Source organism: Pseudomonas sp. LAIL14HWK12:I7 (assembly GCF_000483465.1).
Taxonomy (GTDB): Bacteria; Pseudomonadota; Gammaproteobacteria; order Pseudomonadales; family Pseudomonadaceae; genus Aquipseudomonas; species Aquipseudomonas kermanshahensis.
This window is the reverse complement of sequence record NZ_AXYZ01000005.1, coordinates 127,974-150,966: the sequence shown is the minus strand read 5'-3', so window position 1 is coordinate 150,966 and position 22,993 is coordinate 127,974. Positions and strand designations below refer to the sequence as shown.

19 protein-coding genes are annotated in these 22,993 nt (G+C 59.3%); 13 read left to right on the top strand and 6 right to left on the bottom strand.

Annotation, left to right across the window (positions count from 1 at the left end; translation table 11 throughout):
* Window positions 1–103: 103 nt before the first annotated feature.
* From D886_RS0107500 to D886_RS0107490, 3 genes are all read right to left on the bottom strand, one after another.
* The gene (locus tag D886_RS0107500) at window positions 104–745 is read right to left on the bottom strand and encodes a 3-oxoacid CoA-transferase subunit B (RefSeq protein WP_027593312.1); all 642 of its coding nucleotides are present in this window, start codon (window positions 743–745) and stop codon (window positions 104–106) included.
* Window positions 746–753: 8 nt separating this feature from the next.
* Window positions 754–1,449 carry a 3-oxoacid CoA-transferase subunit A gene (locus tag D886_RS0107495; protein ID WP_027593311.1) on the bottom strand — a complete coding sequence of 232 codons (696 nt, stop codon included), beginning with the start codon at window positions 1,447–1,449 and terminating at the stop codon, window positions 754–756.
* A gap of 246 nt (window positions 1,450–1,695) precedes the next feature.
* Window positions 1,696–2,601 carry a LysR family transcriptional regulator gene (locus tag D886_RS0107490; protein WP_371097316.1) on the bottom strand — a complete coding sequence of 302 codons (906 nt, stop codon included), beginning with the start codon at window positions 2,599–2,601 and terminating at the stop codon, window positions 1,696–1,698.
* 114 nt (window positions 2,602–2,715) lie between these two features.
* On the opposite strand from D886_RS0107490, the gene D886_RS0107485 reads away from it, so the two are divergent.
* The 6 genes from D886_RS0107485 to D886_RS0107460 all read left to right on the top strand — a co-directional run bounded on the left by D886_RS0107485 (window position 2,716) and on the right by D886_RS0107460 (window position 9,905).
* Window positions 2,716–3,906 (top strand): CaiB/BaiF CoA-transferase family protein, encoded by a 1,191-nt coding sequence (locus tag D886_RS0107485; RefSeq protein WP_027593309.1) that lies wholly within the window; start codon window positions 2,716–2,718, stop codon window positions 3,904–3,906.
* 16 nt (window positions 3,907–3,922) lie between these two features.
* Complete coding sequence (locus D886_RS0107480) at window positions 3,923–4,888, top strand: hydroxymethylglutaryl-CoA lyase (protein ID WP_027593308.1); 966 nt, start codon at window positions 3,923–3,925, stop codon at window positions 4,886–4,888.
* Window positions 4,885–5,262 (top strand): VOC family protein, encoded by a 378-nt coding sequence (locus D886_RS0107475; protein ID WP_027593307.1) that lies wholly within the window; start codon window positions 4,885–4,887, stop codon window positions 5,260–5,262. Before D886_RS0107480 ends, D886_RS0107475 begins: the two co-directional genes overlap by 4 nt.
* Before the next feature lie 38 nt (window positions 5,263–5,300).
* The gene (locus D886_RS0107470; protein ID WP_027593306.1) at window positions 5,301–6,242 is read left to right on the top strand and encodes a D-2-hydroxyacid dehydrogenase; all 942 of its coding nucleotides are present in this window, start codon (window positions 5,301–5,303) and stop codon (window positions 6,240–6,242) included.
* A 37-nt stretch (window positions 6,243–6,279) separates the two neighbouring features.
* Window positions 6,280–7,578, top strand: a complete 1,299-nt coding sequence (gene dctA, locus D886_RS0107465; protein ID WP_027593305.1) for a C4-dicarboxylate transporter DctA — start codon at window positions 6,280–6,282, stop codon at window positions 7,576–7,578.
* 257 nt (window positions 7,579–7,835) lie between these two features.
* Window positions 7,836–9,905 carry a PAS domain-containing sensor histidine kinase gene (locus D886_RS0107460; RefSeq protein ID WP_027593304.1) on the top strand — a complete coding sequence of 690 codons (2,070 nt, stop codon included), beginning with the start codon at window positions 7,836–7,838 and terminating at the stop codon, window positions 9,903–9,905.
* Window positions 9,906–9,952: 47 nt separating this feature from the next.
* Here the strand turns inward: D886_RS0107460 and D886_RS0107455 are convergent, their stop codons facing one another.
* Window positions 9,953–10,900 carry an AraC family transcriptional regulator gene (locus D886_RS0107455; RefSeq protein ID WP_027593303.1) on the bottom strand — a complete coding sequence of 316 codons (948 nt, stop codon included), beginning with the start codon at window positions 10,898–10,900 and terminating at the stop codon, window positions 9,953–9,955.
* A 192-nt stretch (window positions 10,901–11,092) separates the two neighbouring features.
* Here D886_RS0107455 and D886_RS0107450 point away from each other — a divergent pair, with 192 nt between their 5' ends.
* Both D886_RS0107450 and arfB read left to right on the top strand, forming a co-directional pair.
* A complete protein-coding gene (locus D886_RS0107450; RefSeq protein WP_027593302.1) occupies window positions 11,093–12,286 on the top strand; it encodes an MFS transporter in 1,194 nt (397 codons plus the stop codon).
* A gap of 27 nt (window positions 12,287–12,313) precedes the next feature.
* Window positions 12,314–12,727 (top strand): alternative ribosome rescue aminoacyl-tRNA hydrolase ArfB, encoded by a 414-nt coding sequence (gene arfB / locus D886_RS0107445; protein WP_027593301.1) that lies wholly within the window; start codon window positions 12,314–12,316, stop codon window positions 12,725–12,727.
* 343 nt (window positions 12,728–13,070) lie between these two features.
* Here the strand turns inward: arfB and D886_RS0107440 are convergent, their stop codons facing one another.
* Window positions 13,071–14,147, bottom strand: a complete 1,077-nt coding sequence (locus D886_RS0107440) for an aromatic ring-hydroxylating dioxygenase subunit alpha (protein ID WP_027593300.1) — start codon at window positions 14,145–14,147, stop codon at window positions 13,071–13,073.
* Window positions 14,148–14,183: 36 nt separating this feature from the next.
* Window positions 14,184–15,137, bottom strand: a complete 954-nt coding sequence (locus D886_RS26805; RefSeq protein ID WP_033694016.1) for a PDR/VanB family oxidoreductase — start codon at window positions 15,135–15,137, stop codon at window positions 14,184–14,186.
* Between the two features lie 285 nt (window positions 15,138–15,422).
* Here D886_RS26805 and D886_RS0107430 point away from each other — a divergent pair, with 285 nt between their 5' ends.
* The 5 genes from D886_RS0107430 to D886_RS0107410 all read left to right on the top strand — a co-directional run bounded on the left by D886_RS0107430 (window position 15,423) and on the right by D886_RS0107410 (window position 22,936).
* Window positions 15,423–15,893, top strand: a complete 471-nt coding sequence (locus D886_RS0107430) for a MarR family winged helix-turn-helix transcriptional regulator (protein WP_027593298.1) — start codon at window positions 15,423–15,425, stop codon at window positions 15,891–15,893.
* A 369-nt stretch (window positions 15,894–16,262) separates the two neighbouring features.
* Window positions 16,263–17,942 (top strand): DUF1302 domain-containing protein, encoded by a 1,680-nt coding sequence (locus D886_RS0107425; RefSeq protein WP_027593297.1) that lies wholly within the window; start codon window positions 16,263–16,265, stop codon window positions 17,940–17,942.
* Between the two features lie 12 nt (window positions 17,943–17,954).
* Window positions 17,955–19,319: a DUF1329 domain-containing protein gene (locus tag D886_RS0107420; RefSeq protein WP_027593296.1), complete on the top strand. Its 1,365-nt coding sequence runs from the start codon at window positions 17,955–17,957 to the stop codon at window positions 19,317–19,319.
* 58 nt (window positions 19,320–19,377) lie between these two features.
* On the top strand, window positions 19,378–20,466 hold the full coding sequence (locus tag D886_RS0107415) for a hypothetical protein (protein WP_027593295.1): 1,089 nt from the start codon (window positions 19,378–19,380) through the stop codon (window positions 20,464–20,466).
* A gap of 4 nt (window positions 20,467–20,470) precedes the next feature.
* Window positions 20,471–22,936 carry an RND family transporter gene (locus D886_RS0107410; RefSeq protein ID WP_027593294.1) on the top strand — a complete coding sequence of 822 codons (2,466 nt, stop codon included), beginning with the start codon at window positions 20,471–20,473 and terminating at the stop codon, window positions 22,934–22,936.
* Window positions 22,937–22,993: the final 57 nt, after the last annotated feature.

Below are 22,993 nucleotides of genomic sequence, written 5' to 3'. Positions count from 1 at the left end.
CGTAGCTCGAAATTGCGAACGCGCACTGTAGAATCCGCCTTGGCGGCGATGCGACCGTTTCAGGTCCATTCGCCGGCAGGCGGATACCTACGCTTTGCGCGGATTACTTGATCAGCGGTACGCCACTGAGCTTCTGCAACTCGTCGAAGTCGATGTCGGCGCAGATCTCGACCACTTTCAGCCCGTCGGACGTCACGTCCAGCACGGCCAGGTCGGTGTAGATGCGGCTGACGCACCCAATGCCAGTCAGCGGATAAGTGCACTCGGGCACGATCTTGCTTTCGCCGGACTTGGTCAGGTGGTCCATCATCACGAACACCTGGCGGGCGCCGGTGGCGAGGTCCATCGCGCCGCCTACGGCCGGGATCGAGCCTTCGGCGCCGGTGTGCCAGTTGGCCAGGTCACCTTTGGCCGACACTTGGAAGGCGCCCAGTACGGCGATGTCCAGGTGGCCGCCACGCATCATCGAGAAGGAGTCGGCGTGGTGGAAGAAGGCACCCCCGGTGAGCAGGGTCACGTGCTGCTTGCCGGCGTTGATCAGGTCATCGTCTTCTTCGCCCGGCGCGGGGCTTGGGCCCATGCCCAGCAGGCCGTTCTCGCTGTGCAGGAACACTTCCTTGTCGCCCAGGTAGTTGGCCACCATGGTCGGTGCGCCGATGCCCAGGTTGACGTAGGCGCCTTCCTGAATGTCTGCGGCCACGCGCTGGGCCATCTCGGTGCGGGAGAGCTTTTTGGTGATGGTCATGGCAGGCCTCAGACAGCGTTGGCGATCGAAGAAGCGGCAGCGCCGGTGACGGCGACCACGCGCTGGACGAAGATACCCGGGGTGATGATGTGTTCCGGGTCCAGTTCACCGAGTTCGACAATCTGGTCGACCTGGGCAATGGCGGTCTTGGCGGCCATGGCCATGATCGGGCCGAAGTTGCGAGCGGCCTTGCGATAAACCAGGTTGCCCCAACGGTCACCCTTGTGCGCCTTGATCAGCGCGAAGTCAGCGTGCAGCGGCATTTCCAGGACGTATTGGCGGCCGTCGATCTCACGGGTTTCTTTACCTTCGGCCAGCAGGGTGCCGTAGCCGGTCGGCGAGAAGAACGCACCGATGCCCGAGCCCGCAGCGCGGATACGCTCGGCCAGGTTGCCTTGTGGTACCACTTCGAGTTCGATCTTGCCGGCCCGGAACAGTTCGTCGAAGACATAGGAGTCGGACTGGCGCGGGAACGAGCAGACCACCTTGCGCACACTGCCCGCCTTGAGCAGCGCGGCCAGGCCGACCTCACCGTTGCCGGCGTTGTTGCTGATGATGGTCAGGTCGCGGGTACCGGTGGCGATCAGAGCATCAATCAGCTCAGACGGCATACCAGCAGTGCCGAAGCCACCGACCATGATGGTCGAACCGTCGGTGATGCCTTCCACCGCGCTGGCGATGGACTCAAACGTTTTATTGATCAAAGCGAGCTCCTGGTTTTTCCTGGAGTAGGGATTGTCGACCTGGCCGGCGCGCTTCGAAGCGACTGGGCCAGTCAGCGCCTAGGAAATGTTTGCTGACTGCCGATAGCGTGCCGCAAGATTGGGCACAAGTAGAGAGAGGGGAGCGGATTTTGTGCGATTATCGAACTATTGTGCGGTTCGCGAGTATTGTTGATGGGCATCTCACCCCAGGTTTTTCTTTGAATCGTGCGGGCGTCATTGCGCAAATTACAGGTCGTTTTCTCTACCCGCGAGATACTCGAACAGCTTGGCCGCCTCAGGCGATAGCTGGGTCTCACCTGCAACCCCTACATACAGCGTTCGCATGGCCCAGTCATCGGTGAGCCTGATGGCTTGGATCTGCGTCCCTAGCAGCTCTTTCCTCACTGATGCCAGTGGCAGAACGCCCACGCCAAGGCCGGCCTCGATCATCCTGCAGATCCCATCGAAGCTGCTGACCTGAATGCGAACCTTCAGCATCTTTCCGTTCGCTACTGCTGCGTCAGTCAAGCGCCGCAGCAGCGAACTGCCTTGGTTGAGTGCCACGAAATCGTAGTCTAGCGCGTCCGCCAGCGCTATCTCGCTCGATGCAGTCAGTGGGTGATCAGTGGGCACCAGCAGCACCAGTTGATCACGCCGGTAGACCCTCTTCAACAGCCCCTCAGACGCGACGTTGTCAGCAAAAATCCCGATGTCAGCTCGGCCATTGAAAACAGCGTCCACAATGTCGTCGCTGAGCGCTTCGTCCATCCCTATGCGGACATGCGGGTTATCGGCAAGGTAGCTCGCCAGATCCTGGGGTAGAAATTGCACGACAGCAGACGTGTTGGCGGTCAGCCGAACGTGACCGCGCACGCCCATGGCAAAGTCATTTGCATCGCAAGCCATGCGGTTGACGCTCTCGAGTATATGCCGAGCGTGATCAGCGATGCCTCGACCCGCTGCAGTCAATTCCACCCCGCGTGGCAAGCGGACGAACAGTGCGCAGTCGGTAATTCGCTCTAGCTCAGACAGGCGCTTGCTCGCGGTAGAGAGCGTCATGTTTGCGCGATGGGCCGCTTGGGTCAGATTGAGCGTTTCTGCCGCGAAGACCAGGAGGCGTAGGGATACCAAATCCACATGTAGAAGGCTCATCAACGGCTCCTAGCCTTTCGATTTTGGAAAGGGTACTGGATAATTTCGCAATTTTCATCATGCACAATGAGAGGGATCATCCTGCCATAACAACCCACAAGAGCGGATGACGCCATGACCCTCCCATTACAAGGCATCAAGGTCATCGAAATGGGGCAGCTGATTGCTGGCCCGTTTGCTGCCAAGATGCTCGCCGAGTTCGGTGCCGACGTTATCAAGATCGAACCACCAGTGACCGGCGACCCTCTGCGCAAATGGCGCATGCTCCACAACGGAACGTCCGTATGGTGGGCGTCTCAATCGCGCAACAAGCGCTCTATTACGCTGGATCTGCGTCAGGCCGAAGCCCATGATGTGGTCAAACGGCTGGTTGCAGACGTTGATATCCTCATCGAAAACTTCCGCCCCGGCACGCTTGAAAAGTGGGGCCTGGGGTGGGACGTCCTGCGCGAAATCAACCCACGCTTGGTCATGCTGCGCGTGTCTGGCTATGGGCAGAGCGGCCCGTACCGTGACTTGCCGGGCTTTGGTGTCATTGGGGAGGCCATGGGTGGCTTACGCCATCTTTCCGGTGAGCCAGGGCGTACGCCTGTGCGGGTTGGGGTGTCGATCGGTGACTCTCTTTCTGCGCTTCATGGGGTGATTGGCGTTCTTCTGGCTTTGCGCCATAGAGAGCAGAACAACGGCGAGGGGCAGCAGGTTGATGTCGCGCTGTACGAGTCTGTGTTCAACATGATGGAAAGCCTGATCCCTGAGTACTCGGTATTCGAGTCCATTCGCCAACCGGCTGGCAGCAGCCTGCCTGGGATCGCACCCACAAACGCATACCGTTGCAAGGATGGAAAGTATGCGCTGATCGCGGGTAATGGGGACAGCATCTATCGCCGTCTGATGGAGAAGATTGATCGCCTCGATCTCGCCAATGATCCTGAGCTTGAGCAGAACGATGGCCGCGTTCGACACGTGGCCCGCATCGACGCTGCGATCTCGACCTGGACGGCCGAGCGCTCGCTTGAAGAAGTCCTGGATGCGCTGAACGATGCGCGCATTCCTGCCGGTAAGATCTACGACGCCGCCGATATCGCAGCCGACCCCCATTACCAGGCTCGAGACATGTTGCTGGCGAGCACGCTGGACGATGGAACACCGGTCACTCTGCCAGGCATCGTGCCCAAGCTCCTTTCCACGCCAGGGCAGTTGCGATCAAGGGCACCGACCCTCGGCGAGCACACCGACCATGTCTTGAATGCGTACGGCATCGATGCGCAAACCCGTGAACAGTGGCGCGCACGCGGCATTATTTGAAGTACGGAGTAACCTGATGAAACGCCTATTTATGCAAGAAGTCGCAACCCGTGACGGCTTCCAGAACGAAGCAACCTTCATCGAGACGGCTGACAAGATTTCGATGATCGACACGCTTAGCCAGTGCGGCTTCGCCAAAATTGAGGTGACCTCGTTTACCTCGCCCAAGGCGATTCCGGCGCTGCGTGACGCAGAAGCCGTGATGCATGGCATCAAACGCCAGCCCGGGGTCGAGTATACGGTGCTCGTTCCCAATGTCCGGGGTGCCGAGCGCGCTTTGGGTTGCGGAATCGACGAGGCCAACCTGGTCATGTCGGTGAGCGAACCCCACAACAGGTCCAATCTGCGCATGACCCGTGAAGACTCCTTTGCTCAATTGAAGGAAGTAGTCTCGGTTATTGGCCAAGGCCCCGTTGCCGTGAACGTGTCGCTCTCTACGGTATTCGGTTGTCCGATGCAGGGCGATGTGGCGTTTTCAGAGGTAATGAGCTGGGTTGCCCGCTTCGCAGATTTGGGTGTGCGTGGGGTTACGCTGTGTGACACCACAGGCATGGCGTTCCCTTCGCAGGTGCAGGCCTTGTCAACTGAGGTGCTCAAACGCTTCCCTGAACTGCAGGTGACGCTGCATTTCCACAACACCCGCGGCATGGCCCTGGCCAACACGTTGGCCGCACTCGAGGCCGGGGTCGATCGGTTTGACGCTTCACTCGGTGGGCTGGGCGGCTGTCCCTACGCACCGGGCGCGAGTGGCAATGTGTGTACTGAAGACCTCGTTCATATGCTCGACCTGATCGGATACGACACCGGCGTCGACTTGGACAAAATCCTCCTGGCCTCAGCACGCCTACCGGGGTTGATCGGGCACTCAACGCCCAGCCAGATCCTCAAGGCGGGTAAGCGCCTGAACCTGCATCCCATCCCTGATCACGTCCACAACATGACCAAGCAAGTCGTGTCGGCGATACCGGAGGTGGCGAAATGATTGACCACCTGGACCATCTGGTACTTACCACCATTGATGTCGAGGCGTGCAAAGACTTTTATGTCCGCGTCATGGGCATGCGCCTCGAGACCTTCGGGGCAGGGCGCCTGGCGTTCTGTTTTGGCAATCAGAAGATCAATGTCCACGTCCGCGGCCAAGAGTTTGAGCCGAAGGCCCATCTGCCCGTTCCCGGCGCATTGGACTTGTGCTTCATCGCCAGCGTCGGTCTAGAACAGGTGATTGCACATCTGCAGGCCCAGGCTTGGCCGATCGTTGAAGGGCCCATTCAGCGAACGGGCGCCACTGGGCCTATCCGTTCAGTCTACGTGCGCGACCCAGATCTCAACCTGATCGAGATTTCCGAGCCGCTGTGAACGCGCTCGCGACCTGACAAAATAACAAGAGGTACTTCATGAATATCGTATTCCTGGACGGCGCCAGCCTGCCGTCTGCCATGCCGCGCCCCGCATTTGCTAACAGCTGGACTGTCCGCGAGCGCACTGGCCCTGACGAGGTGGTCGCTGCGCTTGCAGATGCCCAGGTTGCCATTACCAACAAGGTGAAATTGGGGCGGGTGCAGCTTGAACAACTCCCTGGGTTGAAGCTGATCTGCGTCGCAGCGACCGGTTATGATTGCATCGACATCGCAGCGTGCAGGGATTTGGGCGTTACCGTTTGCAATGCACCGGCTTACTCAGCGGTAAGCGTTGCTGAAGCAGTTGTCGCCTCCCTGTTCGCACTCCGCAGGCGCCTCTTCGAATACCGTGAGGCCGCGTCACGTCACTGGCCCACCTCCAATCACTTCTGCGTGCACGGTACGCCGATCCTCGACATCCGGGGCGCCACCCTGGGTATTGTGGGGCGCGGTGATATCGGGAGTAGGGTGGCCCGGTTGGCTTCAGCGCTCGAGATGAAGGTGATCTTCGCCGAGCATCGCGGCGCGGCCACTGTCCGTGACGGTTATGTCTCGTTCGAAGGCATGCTGCAGCAGTCGGACGCCATTACGCTGCACTGCCCGCTGACCGCGCAAACCCAGCATCTGATCGGCGCACCGCAGCTTGCTCAGATGAAGCCCGGAGCCCTGTTGATCAACACTGCTCGAGGGCCGCTCATTGACGAACACGCACTGCTCGAAGCCTTGCAGTCCGGTCACCTCGGTGGCGTTGCGCTTGATGTGCTGGATGGAGAGCCACCGCGCGCTGATCACCCATTACTGAACTGCCAACTTCAAAATCTCATCATGACCCCTCACGTCGGCTGGGCAAGCCAGAGCAGCGTATCCCGCCTCAAGGACATCTTGCTTTCGAACATCCAAGCCTTCGCCGCAGGGAAGCCGATCAACGTGGTCTGCTGACCGCACTAGCACTTACAACTTGAACAGGTAGAGCGCCATGACAAAAACAATCAGCTCTTCATCCGATATTCCTGACGCCCCGGTGATCAAACGCAAGCCGTTTTATCACCACCTCTACGTGCAGGTTTTAGCGGCCATCTTGCTGGGTATCCTGCTGGGGCACATAAGCCCAGGTCTGGGTGAGCAGATGAAGCCGCTAGGTGATACGTTCATCAAGATGATCAAGATGCTGATCGCGCCGATCATCTTCTGCACCGTCGTGAGCGGCATCGCCAGCATGCAGAACCTTAAGAAGATCGGTCGTATTGGCTTCAAGTCTCTCGTGTATTTCGAAGTCTTGACTACCTTGGCACTGATTGTTGGCTTGATAGGTGTAAACCTGTTCAAGCCTGGGGTAGGGATGCACATTGATCCCGCTACGCTGGATGCATCCGCTATTGCTGGCTACACCAAGGCGGCACACGATCAAAGCGTTGTTGGCTTCCTGACACACATCATTCCCACCACCGTGTTTGGCGCCTTCGCTGACGGCGAGATCCTTCAGGTACTGTTTATCTCTGTGTTGTTCGCCTTTGGGCTCCAGCTGCTAGGGCCTATCGGCAAACCGCTGTTGGCGACGATTGATCTGGTTGCTCAAGCGTTCTTCCGGATGCTCAAAATCGTCATGTACGTGGCACCGCTGGGCGCTTTCGGTGGCATGGCATTCACGGTGGGCAAGTACGGTATCGGATCGCTCGCGGCCTATGGAAACCTGCTGATCTGCTACTACGTGACCGGCCTTGTGTTCGTGTTCGTGATCTTGAACCTTGCCGCTCGGCTGGCTGGTTTCAGCCTCTGGAAGTTTTTGAAGTACATCAGGGAAGAGCTGTTTCTGGTGCTCGGCACATCGTCCTCTGAGTCCGCGCTGCCGCGACTCATGACCAAGCTTGAGAAGCTTGGCTGCGAGAAGTCCACGGTGGGCCTGGTGGTGCCGTCAGGCTATTGCTTCAACCTGGACGGTAGCTGCATCAACATGACGGTGCTGGCCATCTTTATCGCCCAAGCCCTGGATATCGATGTATCGCTCTATCACCAGATAACGCTGCTGCTCATCCTGCTGCTGACTTCCAAGGGGGCAGCGAGCGTGACCGGGGGCGCGTTTATCACGCTGGCTGCGACGCTTGGCTCCATCGACGTCATTCCCGCTGCCGGCCTGGTGTTGGTGCTGGGCGTCTACCGGTTCATCTCTGAAGGCGGTGCACTGATCAATGTGATTGGTAACGGTGTCGCCGCACTGTTTGTGGCTCGCTGGGAAGGTGTTCTCGATCAAGAACAACTCAAACGCGAGCTGGGCTAGGTTTACGTGCTGGCCTTCCTGATGCCTGCCACGCACAGGTAGCAGGCGGGCTGGCGCGTGACTTTTCAGGTATGAGGCAAGCATGCCTCAGCCGTTCCGGTATAAGCGCTAAATGAGATATTGCGCGTGGGGTACAAATGTACTCCGCGCGAGTGCGCTTCCAAAAGGCGAAGCGCTGTGCTCGCTATCGCTCGGCATCACGCTTTAGAATCGCCTCCAGTGGCAAGTCGCTCATAAGCGTAAGAAAGAGGCAATTTATGGATCGCGAAGGCGCCGGCTCTTCAGGAGACTTGGATGCTCCCGCATCACCCCATCAGGAGTCCGCGTTTCCGACGAGCGTTTTGGAGCGCCTGCAGTTGGCGCTCGATGCTGGCGCGATCGTTGGAACGTGGGTGTGGAACATCCTCGACAACCAAGTGACTGCGGATGAGCGATTCTCGCGATCTTTTGGACTTCCAGCAGATAAATGCATGGCAGGTATCCCGATTGAGGAAGCCTTCGCCTCTATTCACCCTGACGATCGTGAACGTGTCTCTGCCGACATCGAAGAGGCGATGACCCGCGGTGGGGCCTACCGGTGTGAATACCGCGTCAGACAGCATGATGGCAACTACCGTTGGATTGAGGCTAATGGTAGAGCTGAGCTTGACGATGAAGGTCGCGCTGTTCGGTTCCCTGGCGTTCTCATGGACATTGAGTCACGCCGCTCAGCAGAGGCTGAGCGCGACAGGATGTCAGCGTTGCTTCGTACCTTCACTGCTGCCGTTCCGGGTGTTGTCTACGCAAAAGATCTAGCGGGGCGGCTGATCGTTGCCAACGATGGTGTCACCCAACTGGTTGGCAAGCCACCGGAGCTCTACCTGGGCAAAACCGACTTGGAGTTTTTGGAAGACAAAGCCCAAGCACGCCAGATAATGGAAACCGATCGGCACATCATGCAGGGCGGGCAGGCCGTTCAGATCGAAGAGCGTGTCGACATGCCGGATGGCACAGCCACCTACTGGCTTTCGGTCAAAGCGCCACTGTGCGACGAAGCAGGCGAGGTCATCGGGCTGATCGGCTCGTCAATCGATGTAACCGCGCGAAGAAATGCTGAGGCGGAACTGCTTGAACTCAACCGCACCTTGGAAGCGAGGGTTGCAGAAGCCGTGGCCGAGCGAGAAGCGGCGCAAGCAGCGCTGCGTCAATCGCAAAAAATGGAAGCGGTCGGTCAATTGACCGGAGGCATCGCACACGACTTCAACAATCTGCTGGCGGGCATCACGGGGAGCCTTGATTTGATCAAGCTCCGCTTGAAGCAGGGACGCATAGCTGATGTAGAGCGCTACCTGACGGTGGCCCACGGTGCGGCGCATAGGGCGGCCTCACTCACTCACCGGCTGCTAGCGTTCTCTCGCCGCCAGACACTGATGCCTGTTCATACCAATGTGAACACGCTCATCAGCGATATGGAGGAGCTAATAAGTCGGACAGTAGGGCCAGCCATTCAACTCAAGGTGGAGCTCCGCGCGACATCGAGTACCTGCCTGGTCGACCCGGCCCAAGTGGAGAACGCGCTGCTGAACTTGTGCATCAACGCGCGTGACGCGTTGAAAGGCGGAGGCTCAATCGCCATCAATACCTACAACGAGGAACTGGTGCAAGGGGCCGAGCTGGATCCGGAATTGGAGCCTGGCACCTACTTCACAATCTGTGTCGCCGACGACGGTCTCGGCATGAGTACCGAAACGCTCACTCGAGTATTTGAGCCGTTCTTCACGACCAAACCCGTAGGGGCGGGCACCGGGCTTGGGCTGTCCATGATTTATGGCTTTGCCAAACAATCGGGCGGGCAAGTCAGGATCGAGTCGGAAGAGGGGCGAGGAACCCGGGTATTCCTTCAATTACCCAGCCTTGCAGCCAGCGTCGAAGCTGCACCTCGCGCAGAGTCCTTGCCTGAATCGCCAATGGCCTTGCCAGGCGAGACGGTACTGGTCGTCGATGATGAGCCCTCCGTCCGCATGTTTGTGAGTGAAGCGCTGGGTAACTGCGGCTATATCGTCATTGAGGCCGCCGACAGTCTAGCGGGCCTTCAATTACTGCGTTCGGATACCCGCATCGATTTGCTGGTGACCGACATTGGCCTCCCAGGAGGCATTGACGGCAGGCAGATGGCCGATGCCGGCCGCTGCACTCGGTCGGGGCTTCCGGTCTTGTTCATGACGGGGTATGCGCAGCCGCACGTTTTGGACAATGCCCAGCTAGAGCCCAACACGGCTGTGCTGACGAAACCGTTCACGCTTGAAGCGTTGACGTTGAACGTTAATGCTTTGCTCAAGCGTAGCTAATCGGTACTTGTAGTATCGCAGCTTGGGCGGTTATCCCGCGTCGGGGTTCACGCCACGATAGGCGTGGAGATAGCTGTTCTCTCCGCGCTTAGGCGCAGCTCTGCGATATCACGTTTGGGCGGCATGCCGAACTGGCGCCCGTACTCGCGGCTGAACTGCGAGGGGCTCTCGTAGCCGACCTTGAAGGCAGCGGTGGCAGCATCCAGGTCTTCGTTGAGCATCAACCGTTTCGCCTCGTTCAACCTCAGCCATTTCTGGTACTGCAGCGGGCTCATGGCAGTGAGCTGACGGAAATGCTGATGGAAGGTGGAGAGCCCCATCTGCACCTGGGAGGCCAGCTCGTCCACTCGCAAAGGCGCGGCGTAGTTCAGCTTCATCCAGTCGATGGCTTTGGCAATTCGATGGCCCTTGCTGCCTACGGAAGCGATATAGCGCAGTAGAGGGGCCTGGTTACTCAACAGCAAACGATAGTGGATCTCTCGTTGAATTAGGGGCCAGAGCACCGGTATCGCATCCGGCTCCTCTAGCAGCTGAATCAGACGGGCGAAGCTCTCCAACAATTTCGGGCTCAGTTCACCCACGCCAGCGCTGGTATGGAAGGACTGACCGTTCACAGGAAGACGACCATCGTGCGCGATCAGCTCCGCCAGCGTGCGCAGGTCGAGCTTGAATACCAGGCCGAGACAGGGCGCTGCATCGCTGGCCATCGTCACCGCTGAGTTGGCGGGTATGTTCAGCGAGGTGACCAGGAAGCGAGTCGTATCGTAGGGGAACACGTCGCTGCCGATGACCATTTCCTTGGCGCCCTGCACGACCAGCACGATGCTCGGCTCGACGATGCAGGTGATCGGGGGGGCTGGGGTGTTACGTCGGTAGACGCTCAGGTCTGCAATGCTTGTCGCGAAATCGCCCGCACTGGGCGCGTGGGCGCCGATGACCCTGCACAGCGTGGCCATTGGGTTCGTGCTTGAAGGCGTTAATGCGTGGGTGGCCATGGCGTGGGTTCCGATCATCGTATGGCAAAACATTACTTTCATGTCACTTCACCTGTCCATGTCCGGTGACCAGGGGCTGGACATTTAGGCAAGAAAACTACCCGTTTGCTCTACTGGTGTGCTGGTTTATGCGAGGAATATTGGCGGCAGTTGAGGCCCGTGCACTTTGAGATTGATACAACGAGAACCGCTATGAACAGCCCAGTAATACCCCTTCAACACTCAAGCCGTCACGTCTGGGGCGCTGTCCTGGCGATGTCACTATGTGCTTTTGCCCTGGTGGCTTCAGAGTTCCTGCCGGTGAGCTTGCTCACGCCGATCGCGTCCGAGTTGTCACTGACTGAAGGCCAAGCCGGGCAGGCCATTTCCATCTCGGGTTTCTTTGCTGTCATCACCAGCCTGTTGCTGGCAGCCGTGACCCAGGGGATCGACCGCAAACCGGTGCTGTTGGCCACTACTGCGCTCATGCTGGTTTCCGGCGCGATGGTGGCGTTTGCCCCGAACTACCTGACATTGATGGTAGGGCGCGCCGTGCTTGGGATTGCCATTGGTGGTTACTGGTCGATGTCCACTGCAGTGATGATGCGCATCGCGCCAGAGGCACTTATTGCGCGGGCTATTGCCGTGATGCAGGGCGGTACTGCGTTGGCCACGGCCATCGCGGCGCCCGTTGGGAGCTACCTGGGCGGCTTGATTGGCTGGAGAGGGGCGTTCTTTTGCGTCGTGCCGTTGGCTGCATTGGCGTTGATCTGGCAGGCCTTCACGCTGCCGGCTATGCCGAGCCAGCGCACTCAGGTATCGGCCTTCGGCCCCCTGCGCTTGCTGGGGGACTGGAAGATCGCACTTGGCATGAGTGCAGTAGCATTCCTCTTCATGGGACAGTTCACACTCTTCACGTATCTGCGGCCTTTCCTGGAGAAGGTCACGCTTGTCGACCTGCCCACGCTCTCGCTCCTGCTGTTGGTCATTGGTGCCGCAGGTTTGCTAGGCACCCTGTTGGTGGGCGCGCTTGTTAACCGAAACCTGAACAGGATTTTGGTGGGAATACCGCTGATCATGAGCGCTATCGCATTCGCCGTGATCGCAGTGGGTACCTGGGTGGTTCCAGTTGCGGTTTTGCTCGGCCTTTGGGGACTGATCGCCACGTGTGCGCCCGTGGGGTGGTTCACCTGGTTGGCCAAGGCGCTGCCGCACAATGCAGAAGCCGGTGGTGGCTTGATGGTTGCGGTGATTCAGTTGGCGATCACAGCTGGTGCCACAGTGGGCGGCTTGCTGTACGACGGGGCCGGTTACCGGGCTACCTTTATGGCCAGTGGCGTATTCTTGCTCATCGCAGCCACGCTGAGTGTTATCACAAACGCTATGGGAGATCGGCGCAGGCGGTGATAATGGGGGCAACTACAAGGGCCAGTCATGCTAACCATCTCCAATAACGTGCATCTGCCGGATGCCGAAATCGAACTGACATACATCCGCGCGCACGGCGGGGGTGGGCAGAATGTCAACAAGGTGTCCAGCGCCGTGCACCTGCGCTTCGACATCCGTGCCTCATCGTTGCCCGAGTTCTACAAGGAGCGACTGCTGGCGCTGCGTGACAGCCGCATCACCGGTGACGGCGTGTTGATCATCAAGGGCCAGCAGTATCGCACCCAGGAGCAGAACCGTGCTGACGCACTGGCGCGTCTTGCCGAGTTGATCATCAGTGCCGGCAAGACCGAGAAGAAACGCCGCCCCACCAAGCCGACCCTCGGCTCGAAGACCCGCCGCCTCGAAGGAAAAGCCAGGCGGAGTACGGTCAAGGCGGGTCGGGGTAGGGTGGACTTCTAGTGCGGGTAGGCCAGCACCTCAGGGTCAATGCTGTGATTGCGCCTGCAGGTTGTGAGTTGGAGCCGAAGCGGCAAGGGCGGCAGGCCTGGATGACAGGGCTGCGATTGCTGCTATCAAGGCGAGGCCACCAATGAAGCACGCGACCGGGACCCAATCGCTACCGTTGGACATGAGTGCGTAGCACAGACTGGGTGAGAAACCGGCAATGGTGTGCTCAAGTGCAACCCCAAAACTGAGTGACTGGATGGGCCTCAATATCGACTGACCTGCAGCAGGTGGTGATGGGGGCGATCCCGCTCGCCCCCGTAGCCTGATAACCGCACGATATAAATGCACTGGGCATTCAGCGGGTGGCGTGACAAAGCCTTTCTATGATGCGGCGGGCCCTGTTGGCACCGACGTCAACATGAATATCAATCATCTGCCGTTCACCGAATCGACACAGGTTCTTGTATTGAGATTCGATAACAACTTTGTCCTCATCAAATGTCATTATGGTTTGCTCAACTACTTTCGCTTTAACTTCTTCGTGATTGCTTTCCGGGTTGGTGGCGATGGTCCAGAAGTAATGGCTAGTGGTTTCGGTTTCCGGGGTCACGCCATGGAAGCCGCGCATGTGGAAGCCGCCCCGCTGCGGATTGTCCAGGGGCTCGGTTCCGGCATCTACAGCGCCGGTCCAAATACGCAAGTGGCTGATATGAAACTCAATTTCCTGCCAGCGATCGACAGTGCCCTTGAATGGGTAGGCGGCGACATAGGTCGGAGGTGGGACGGAGTCAGGCATGTGTCGAACAACGCGAACCGAATGGTCGTCACTTTCTACCGTCATTTGGGCATTCATGTGAACGCTGGCGTTGCCGCCAATGGTGCGTAGGTGGACATAGCCCAAATGGCTCAGATCCATCAAGTTGTCGTGTATGAGCTGATAGGGCGCGTCGTAGTGATACACGTCACCCTCAAAAAGATAATGCTCATTCGTGTGAACATCGTAGGCAGGAGGTTCATCGATAGGCTCTGGGTGTTCGGGGCTGCCAAACCAGATCCAAACGATCTGGTCTTTTTCAACCACGTGAAAGGCTGCCACTTTTGCTTTGCTAGGTATTTTTTCCTGGCCGGGGATCTCAATGCATTTACCGGCTTCATTGAACAAGAGACCGTGATAGCCGCAGCGAAGGCCGCTGGCTTCAAGTGTTCCATCAGACAGTGGTAGTGCCCTGTGACAGCATCGGTCTTCGAGTGCCGCCACCTTGCCATCCGCTGTGCGGAACATCACGACTGATGTGTTCAGCAAGGTTCGGCCCACGGGACGATCCTTGAGTTCCCAGCCCAACGCAGCCACATACCATTGATTGAGCGGGAATGTGGAAGGCTTGGCGGGTGCAATATCCTGGGCGAGTGACTGAAGGGGAGAGGCAGTCATAGGAGTCTCCGTTGCAGTGAATGTGTTGGTTAGAGATCAGAGGTCAAGTACGAGTCGAGGTGACTTTGCCCGGGAGCAGCACGGCGTGAAGCAATCATTTCTGGCGTGTTCATCGGCGGTCATGAATTGATCCCTGTGATCCGGGATACCCTCCAGCACGCGTGTCACGCATGTCCCACACACGCCTTGTTCGCAGGATGTTTGAACTTCAATTCCCGCGTCGTCCAACACCTCGAATACGCTGCGGTCGACTGGAATTTCAAAGGTTCTACCGCTCCTGGCGAGCACTACCTCGAAGGGCGTGTTCGAACCCTGGTCACTGACCTGGCCCGTAAAGAACTCCCGATGCATGCGCGCTTGCGGCCAGCCGGCCGCCTCGCCGGTTTCCAGAATGTGGTTCATGAAGCCGGTGGGGCCGCACACATACAGATGGCAACCTTGATCGACCCTATCGAGAATGGCGGCGGCATTCAGTTTTTGCTGCTGCACGCCGCTGTCATCATGGAAAGCGATGCGGTCCGCGAACGGCGCATGAGCAAGTGCGTTGACGAATGCTGCACGGTCGCTGGAGCGGAAGCAGTAATGAAGCTCGAACTCCAGGCTGCGATGCGAAAGCTCATAAGCCATGGCCAGGATTGGGGTAATACCAATGCCCCCGGCAAACAGCAGGTGGCGCTTTGCGCGGTGGTCGAGCTGGAACAGATTGCGTGGCGCACTGATCGTCAGCGTTTGACCTTGCTCTACAGCTGAGTGCATTGCCTGCGAGCCGCCGCGGGAGCTAGGCTCCCTCAGAACACTGATGAGATAGCGATTACGCTCTCGTGGGTCATTGCACAGCGAGTACTGGCGAATGAACCCGCCTGGTACATGAACGTCGATGTGGGCACCGGCTTCAAAGGGCGGGAGTGATCCGCCATCCAAGGGGCTCAATTCAAAGCTGCAAACACCTTCTGCTTCGATTGCCTTGCGGCTGACGTTGACTTCAAACATGACTCATCCCTCCACATTCAAGCGGCTACGGAAAATTCACAGGTAAAAGATCGACCGGGAGGAGGTCAGCCTGGCGCGAAGGGCGGCAGCTCTGGCTTGCAGCCAGGCACGCGGGAAGTGACTAGGTGACGGGTGTTCATGGCATTACCTGATAATTATTTTTGTGAGGTGCTGTGACGGCATATCATGCTGGGCTGGCCCCAGCTATCGGTTGAGTAAATCCTCGGATCAATTGGTTGCGGTGTCAACTAATTTTCTCCAAGGCCAATTGAAGGTGTGCTCTCTATGTCCACGGCCCCCCAGCTAGACCTCGCCCGCTATGTGCCCGCGCTGCTGAATTTTCTGTCGAACAAACTCTCCTCAGGGGCTTCGCAGTGCTATCGAAAACACTTCGGGATTGGCGTTGTGGAGTGGAGGATGCTGTCCATGCTGGCAGTGGAAAGCGGGATAACGGCGAATCGTATCTGCCAGGTGATCGGCCTCGACAAAAGTGCTGTTAGCCGCTCTCTACAGGCGCTGGAGGTGGCAGGGCGAGTTCGTACGGAAGTAGATCCTGCTGACGGAAGGCGCTACACCGTTTCGCTTACCGAGAGCGGTGTGCAGTTGTACAACCGGGTCTTGATGGTTGCGCTTGAACGAGAGCGTCGCTTGCTGAGCGGCCTCTCGTCAGCCGAAGTCGATACCTTGATCAACTTGCTTGGACGCTTGAACAGCCAGGTCTCTCACGTCAACGACTACGATCCAGAGAACCCCTGAGCGTGGTGACCATGATCTTCATCCGTTCGACGACCAAGCTGAACCTGAGATAACACTACCGGCTACCGGCGGCCCCTTCCGGTATCAACCTTCCAGTCTGCCTTCGCACCTTTGCGCGGGCATACCCCCCTCCGACCATCGCAACCGCACGATTCAATGCTTGGCCACAAGTATCGCGATTGCCGATAGGTCACATCCCAACAAGCGATTAGTCAGAGCCCTGCACTGAGGTCAACCTGTTCCCGTCGTCTGGTCTATCCCGCCAGCTGACTTCACTTCGGCAGGTCGATCGCATCGATCCCGTTCGCCTCGTCCGGCCGTGGTGGCAAAGAAAATTGCCAACAAAAACAATAAAAGAGGGTTCGTTCGATGGCTATTCGCTCCATCGCCGCAGCGCGGCGTGCGCCTTTCACTCTGACGCTCGCCACTGCCTTGGTCTGCGGTCTTCCATGTGCCCAGGCGTTTGAAGTGCAGACCGACAACCCTGACCTCAGTCTGCGGTGGGACAACACGCTCAAGTACAGCTCTGCCTGGCGCCTGAAGGACCAAAGCAGCAAGCTCAGCAGCGGCTCGGTGGCGTTGAACCAGGACGATGGCGACCGCAACTTTGACAAGGGCCTGATCTCCAACCGCCTGGATGTACTTTCTGAACTGGACATTGGCTACCGCGAATACGGCGCGCGGATCAGTGGCGCGGGCTGGTTCGATACCGAATACCAGAAAGACAACGACAACAATGACCCGACGCGGGCCAACCAGCGTTCGGTTGCCTACGACGAATTCACCGACGATACCCGCCACTTGCACGGCGGCGACGGCGAGCTACTGGATGCCTTTGTCTACTGGAACGGTGATCTGGCCGACCGCGCGCTCTCGGTACGTCTGGGCCGCCACGGGCTGATCTGGGGTGAAAGCCTGTTCTTCGGCGCCAACGGTATCGCTGGCGGCATGGCACCGGTAGACGTGGTCAAGGCAGTGTCGGTACCCAACACCCAGTTCAAGGAAATCACCCGGCCGGTCAGCCAGCTGTCGACCACCTATCAACTGACCGATGCATTGTCAGTCGGCGCTTACTACCAGTTCGAATGGGAAGAAACCCGTTTGCCGGGGGCAGGCAGCTATTTTTCGGTGAGCGACACCATTGGCGAAGGTAACGAGCGACTTATTGTCGGCGCACCGTTCCCGCCATTTCTGGGCGGCAACCCCGGCAGCCCGGCAGCCTTTTTCCACGGCAACGACAAAGAAGCCAAGAGCTCGGGGCAGGGCGGCCTGCAGTTGCGCTACACCGCCGACACCGTTGAGTACGGCCTTTACGCCATCCAGTACCACGACAAATCCCCCAAGCTGTACTTGAAACCAAGCGCTACCGGACCGAACTTCGCCACTGGCCAGATCGGCGAATACTACTGGGTCTATCCCGAAGAGATCCGTGCACTGGGCGCAAGCTTTGCCACCACGCTGAATGAATACAGCTTCGCCGGTGAAGCCTCCATGCGCTGGAATATGCCGCTGGTTTCCAACGGCCAGACCGTTACGCCGGGCATGGTTGCCGACAATGACGACCATCCGCTTTATGCCGTGGGCCGCACGGCGCACCTGAACCTCAACATGCTGGCGTCGCTGGGCCCCTCGTTCATCGCCAATGAGGCAAGCCTGGTCGGCGAAATCGCTTGGAACCGCTTGCTCAGTGTCACCAAGAACCGTGCTGCGCTTGACCCGAGCGCTACCGACGACGGCGTTGGCATCAAGCTGGTGTATAGCCCGACATATCGGCAGATTTTCCCTGGCATCGACCTCAGTGTGCCAGTGGGCGTCAGTTACTTCCCCATGGGCAAATCGGCGGTGATCAGCAGCTTCGGCCCGGACCGCGGTGGCGAATTCAACATCGGCCTGAATGCCACCTACCTGGACCGAGTCACCTTCGGCCTGACCTACACCCACTACTACGGCCCAGAGGACACCAACCTCAACGCCGCCAGCCAGTTTACGTTCAAACAATCACTGAAAGACCGGGACTACCTGGCCTTCTCGGTCAAAACAACATTCTGAGGGGACGCGTGCATGAACATTCCTTTCTCACTCAAGCACTTTTGTGTGGCCCTGCTCGGCGCTGCCGCGCTCAGTTTGCAACCCGTGCAAGCCGCTGGCCCGGATGATCTGGGCAAGCAACTGACGCCGCTGGGCGCTGAGCGCGCCGGTAACGCCGACGGCAGCATTCCGGCCTGGGACGGCGGCTACACCAAGGTGGACCCCGCGTTCAAAGAGGGTGGCAAGCGCGGCGATCCGTTTGCCGCTGACAAACCGCTGTTCAGCATCACTAGCAAGAACATGGACCAGTACGCGGCCAAACTCAGCGATGGCACCAAAGCCATGTTCAAGCGTTACCCGGACACCTATCGCATCGACGTTTATCCAACCCGGCGCAGCGCTGCAGCTCCGCAATGGGTGTACGACAACACCCTGAACAATGCCAAGCACGCCAAGCTGGTGCAAAGCAGTGCAGGCCTTGTGCCTGAAGGTGCCTACGGCGGTATTCCGTTCCCGATCCCGAAAGACGGCACAGAGGCGATGTGGAACCACATCCTCAACTGGCGCGGCACGTCACTGGCGATGGATTTCCGGCATTACCTGATCACCGCCGATGGCGCCCAAGTACTGACTACTGACGGCAAAGCGGTGCAGGAGATGCCGTATTACTACAAGGATGGTAACGCCGCCAGCTTCGACGGTGACTATTGGCTGTTCCGCCTGCTCAACGTTGGCCCGCCATTGCGGGCAGGCGAACAAATCATGGGACGTACCAACCTCAATGGCGACAAGTCAGAGGCCCACGTCTACCTGACCGGTCAGCGACGAGTGCGCAAGCTGCCCAACGCCTGCTGCGACACCCCTACGCCGGCGACTGCAGGGGTGATGTCGTTCGATGAGCTGAGTGTGTTCCAAGGTCGGCTGGACCGCTTCAACTGGAAGTTGGTGGGCAAGCAAGAGATGTACATCCCCTACAACACCAATAAGGTCCAGGCTGCCGGCAAGCCTGAAGACCTGTTCGACAAACATCATCTGAACCCCGACCAAGTGCGCTGGGAGCTCCATCGCGTGTGGGTGGTAGACGCCGAACTTGCACCCGGCAAGCGTCACCAGTTGCCCAAAGGGCGGTACTACCTCGACGAGGACACATGGCAAGCCATGCTCGGTGATCGCTGGGACGCCAATGGCCAGTTGGCCAAGACCCTGTGGTCGCTGCCTGCGGTGATGCCAGACCTGCCGGCGGTGGCCCAGTTGTCTTCGGGTTTCTACGACCTGGTGTCCGGTGCCTGGTTCATCCAGAACGTTTACACCGGCAAAGCTCAGCAGTACGCCTTGGTTGAACGTTACAAACCTGCTGAATTCTCACCTGCCGCAATGGCCGGGCGCGGCGTGCGCTGACGATGTTCAGGGGAGGGTGCACAGCGCCTTCCCCTCCTGCGACAGAATCGAGGTAGATATGAACACACTGCGTCAGTTGAGTGGCCTGTTGTTGGCCCTCCTTATGCCTTTTGCGCCTTATTGCCTGGCTCAAGGGCTGGTGGTCGGCGACGTACTACAGAGCCCGGCGGCCAAGGTTGCCAACCCTCAGCGCGGGGTTTTCACTGCCCTGGCCTTGGCGGGCCAGCGCCTGGTGGCGGTAGGTGAACGCGGTCTGATCCTGCTATCCGATGACAACGGCGAGCATTGGCGTCAAGCCAGCGTGCCGGTATCGGTGGGGCTCACCGCAGTGCAGTTTGCCGATGCCAATGTCGGCTGGGCCGTGGGCCATGGCGGTGTGGTACTGGGGACGGGCGACGGTGGCGAAAGCTGGCGACTTCAGCTCGATGGACTGCGTGCAGCGCAGCTTGAATTGCAGGCAGCGCAAAGCGTGCTGTCGAACCAGGCGGATGACGAAGTGGCGCAAGTACGCGTACAAACCGCCGAACGCCTGCTTGCTGAAGGGCCCGACAAACCACTCCTGGCGCTATCAGCCCGTGACACCAAGCATGTGCTGGTGGTCGGTGCCTACGGCCTGGCTTTGCGCAGCGATGACGGCGGCGCTAGCTGGCATTCAGCGATGGGCCAGATCGATAACCCAATGGGCCTGCACCTGTATGCCGTGGCGTACCAAGGTAATGACTTGGTGCTGGCCGGCGAGCAGGGCTACTTAGCGCGGGCGCTGGACGGAGAACACTTCCAACAGATAAGCAGCCCCTATGCCGGCACGCTGTTCACCTTGGCAGCGCGCGGCGACGGTGCACTGCTCATTGGCGGGCTCAAAGGCCACGCGTTTGTCCTGGCGCCCGGGACCGAGCGCGCCGAAGCGTTGCCGACCCTGGCGCCGGTGTCCTTCAGTGATGCCCGTGTTTTAAACGATGGTCGCGTGCTGCTGGCCAATCAAGCGGGCGGATTGTTTGCAAGCGCTCCCTCGGGATTCACCCCGGTCTCCGAATCATTGCGCAAACCGGTCTCAGGCATCGTCCAGGCCGCCGATGGCAGCCTCGTTGCCGCGGGGTTCTCCGGGCTTTCGCGCCTGCCACAGCCCACCGTTTCCGCTCCGGAGTGAGTCAATGAATTCCGCTCGCCAAACCCTGTCATCCGCGTCCGATAACTTCGATCCTCGCTCTGGATCGCTGATCGAACGCGCACTGTTCAATCACCGCCATTGGGTGCTGTTGCTGTGCCTGCTGACCACCGTGCTGCTCGGCTGGCAGTCGGGCCGCCTGGAGCTCAATGCCAGCTTCGAGAAGATGATCCCCACCGGGCACCCCTACATCGCCAACTACCTGGACAACCAGAAGGAGTTGTCCGGCATCGGCAATGCGGTGCGTATCGCCGTCACCAACCGCCACGGTGATATCTACGACGCCGATTACCTGCGTACCCTGCAGGCGCTGAGCGACCAGATCTACCTGTTGCCGGGTGTTGACCGCGCCTACATGAAGTCGCTGTGGACGCCTGCCACCCGTTGGGTTTCGGTGACCGAAGAGGGCCTGGACGGCGGCCCGGTGATTCCTGATGAATACGATGGCAGCCCGTCATCGCTGGGCGAACTGCGGCGCAACGTGCAATTGTCCAACGAGATCGGTCAATTGGTAGCCTTCGACCAGCGCTCCAGCATCATCTACGTGCCGCTGATGGCGCGCACGCCCGATGGCAAGCCGTTGGACTACCGGGTGTTGTCCGATCAGTTGGAGACCCTGCGGGCGAAGTACCAGAGCGACAGCGTCGATATCCACATCACCGGTTTCGCCAAGAAAGTCGGTGACCTGATCGAAGGCCTGGAGCAGATCCTGCTGTTCTTCGCTGTTGCCATCCTGATCACCACGGTGGTGCTCTACGGCTACACGCGTTGTGTGCGCAGTACCTTGCTGGTGGTGTTCTGCTCGCTGGTGGCGGTGGTCTGGCAGCTTGGCCTGCTGCCCCTGCTGGGCTACGAGCTGGACCCCTATTCGGTGCTGGTGCCGTTCCTGGTGTTCGCCATTGGCATGAGCCACGGCGCGCAGAAAATGAACGGCATCATGCAGGACATCGGTCGCGGCATGCACCGCGTGGTGGCTGCGCGTTTCACCTTCCGCCGACTGTTCCTCGCAGGCCTCACTGCGCTGCTGTGCGACGCCGTGGGCTTTGCCGTTTTGATGCTTATCCAGATCCAGGTGATCCAGGACCTGGCGATCATCGCCAGCATCGGTGTGGCCGTGCTGATCTTCACCAACCTGATCCTGCTTCCGGTACTGCTCTCCTATGTCGGCGTCAGCCCTGACGCTGCTGCGTTGAGCCTTAGAAGCGAGCGGGCCGAGGAGGGGGGCCAAGTGCGTCATGCATTCTGGCGCTTCCTTGACCTGTTCACCCGCAAGCCCTGGGCCGCCGTCTGCGTGGTTGTCAGCCTGGTGATGGCAGTGCTCGGCTTCCTGGTCAGCCTGAACTTGGCCATCGGCGACCTTGACGCCGGGGCCCCGGAGTTGCGCGCCGACTCGCGCTACAACCTGGACGATGCCTTCATGACCCGCAGTTACGGGGCCAGCAGCGATCTTTTCGCGATCATGGTGCGTACACCAAACAGCGCCTGCGCACGCTACGACATCCTGCGCAAGGTCGATGAGCTGGACTGGCAACTGCGCAGCCTGCCGGGCGTGGACTCGACCAACTCGCTGGCGCTGCTCAACCGTCGGATGCTGGTGGGTCTCTCCGAAGGCAGCCCAAAGTGGTACGAACTGCAGAACAACCAGGCGATGCTCAACATGATCACCGCCAGCGCGCCGCGCGGCCTGTACAACGAGTCGTGCAACTTGCTCACGCTCTATGTCTACCTCTCCGACCACAAGGCGCAAACGCTGACCCGGCTGGTGGAGCACGTCGAAGCCTTCGCCGCTGCCAACGACACCGACGAAGTCAAATTCCAGTTGGCTGCCGGTAACGCCGGGATCGAGGCCGCTACCAACATCGTGGTCAAGGAAGCCAATCGCGAGATGCTGTTCTGGGTCTACGGCGCGGTGATCTTGCTGTGTCTGATCACCTTCCGCTCCTGGCGCGCCACCCTCTGTGCGGTGATCCCGCTGATGCTTACCTCCATTCTCTGCGAGGCGTTGATGGTCTGGCTGGGCATCGGCGTCAAGGTCGCCACCTTGCCGGTGATCGCCTTGGGCGTGGGCATTGGCGTCGACTACGCGCTGTATGTGATGAGCATCATGCTTGGCCACCTGCGCCAGGGCGCCAGCCTTTCCGAAGCCTATTACCGCGCGCTGGTCTCCACCGGCAAGGTGGTGATGCTCACTGGCGTGACCCTGGCCATCGGCGTCGGCACCTGGATCTTCTCGCCCATCAAGTTCCAGGCCGACATGGGCGTGCTATTGGCCTTCATGTTCGTCTGGAACATGGTCGGCGCACTGCTGCTGTTGCCAGCGCTCGCCTATTTCCTGCTACCAGCGACCCGCCGCAGCGATGCAGTCGTCGGCGCCGAGCCAGTCGCCGATAGGCAGCCCGGCAAGGCAGCCGCCACTGGTCGCCCGTTGTTGCTGGATACCGCCACCCGCTGACCTTCGCCCCAACAACAAGAGCACATGGGTATGACACCACTGATCGAGACCTTGCAA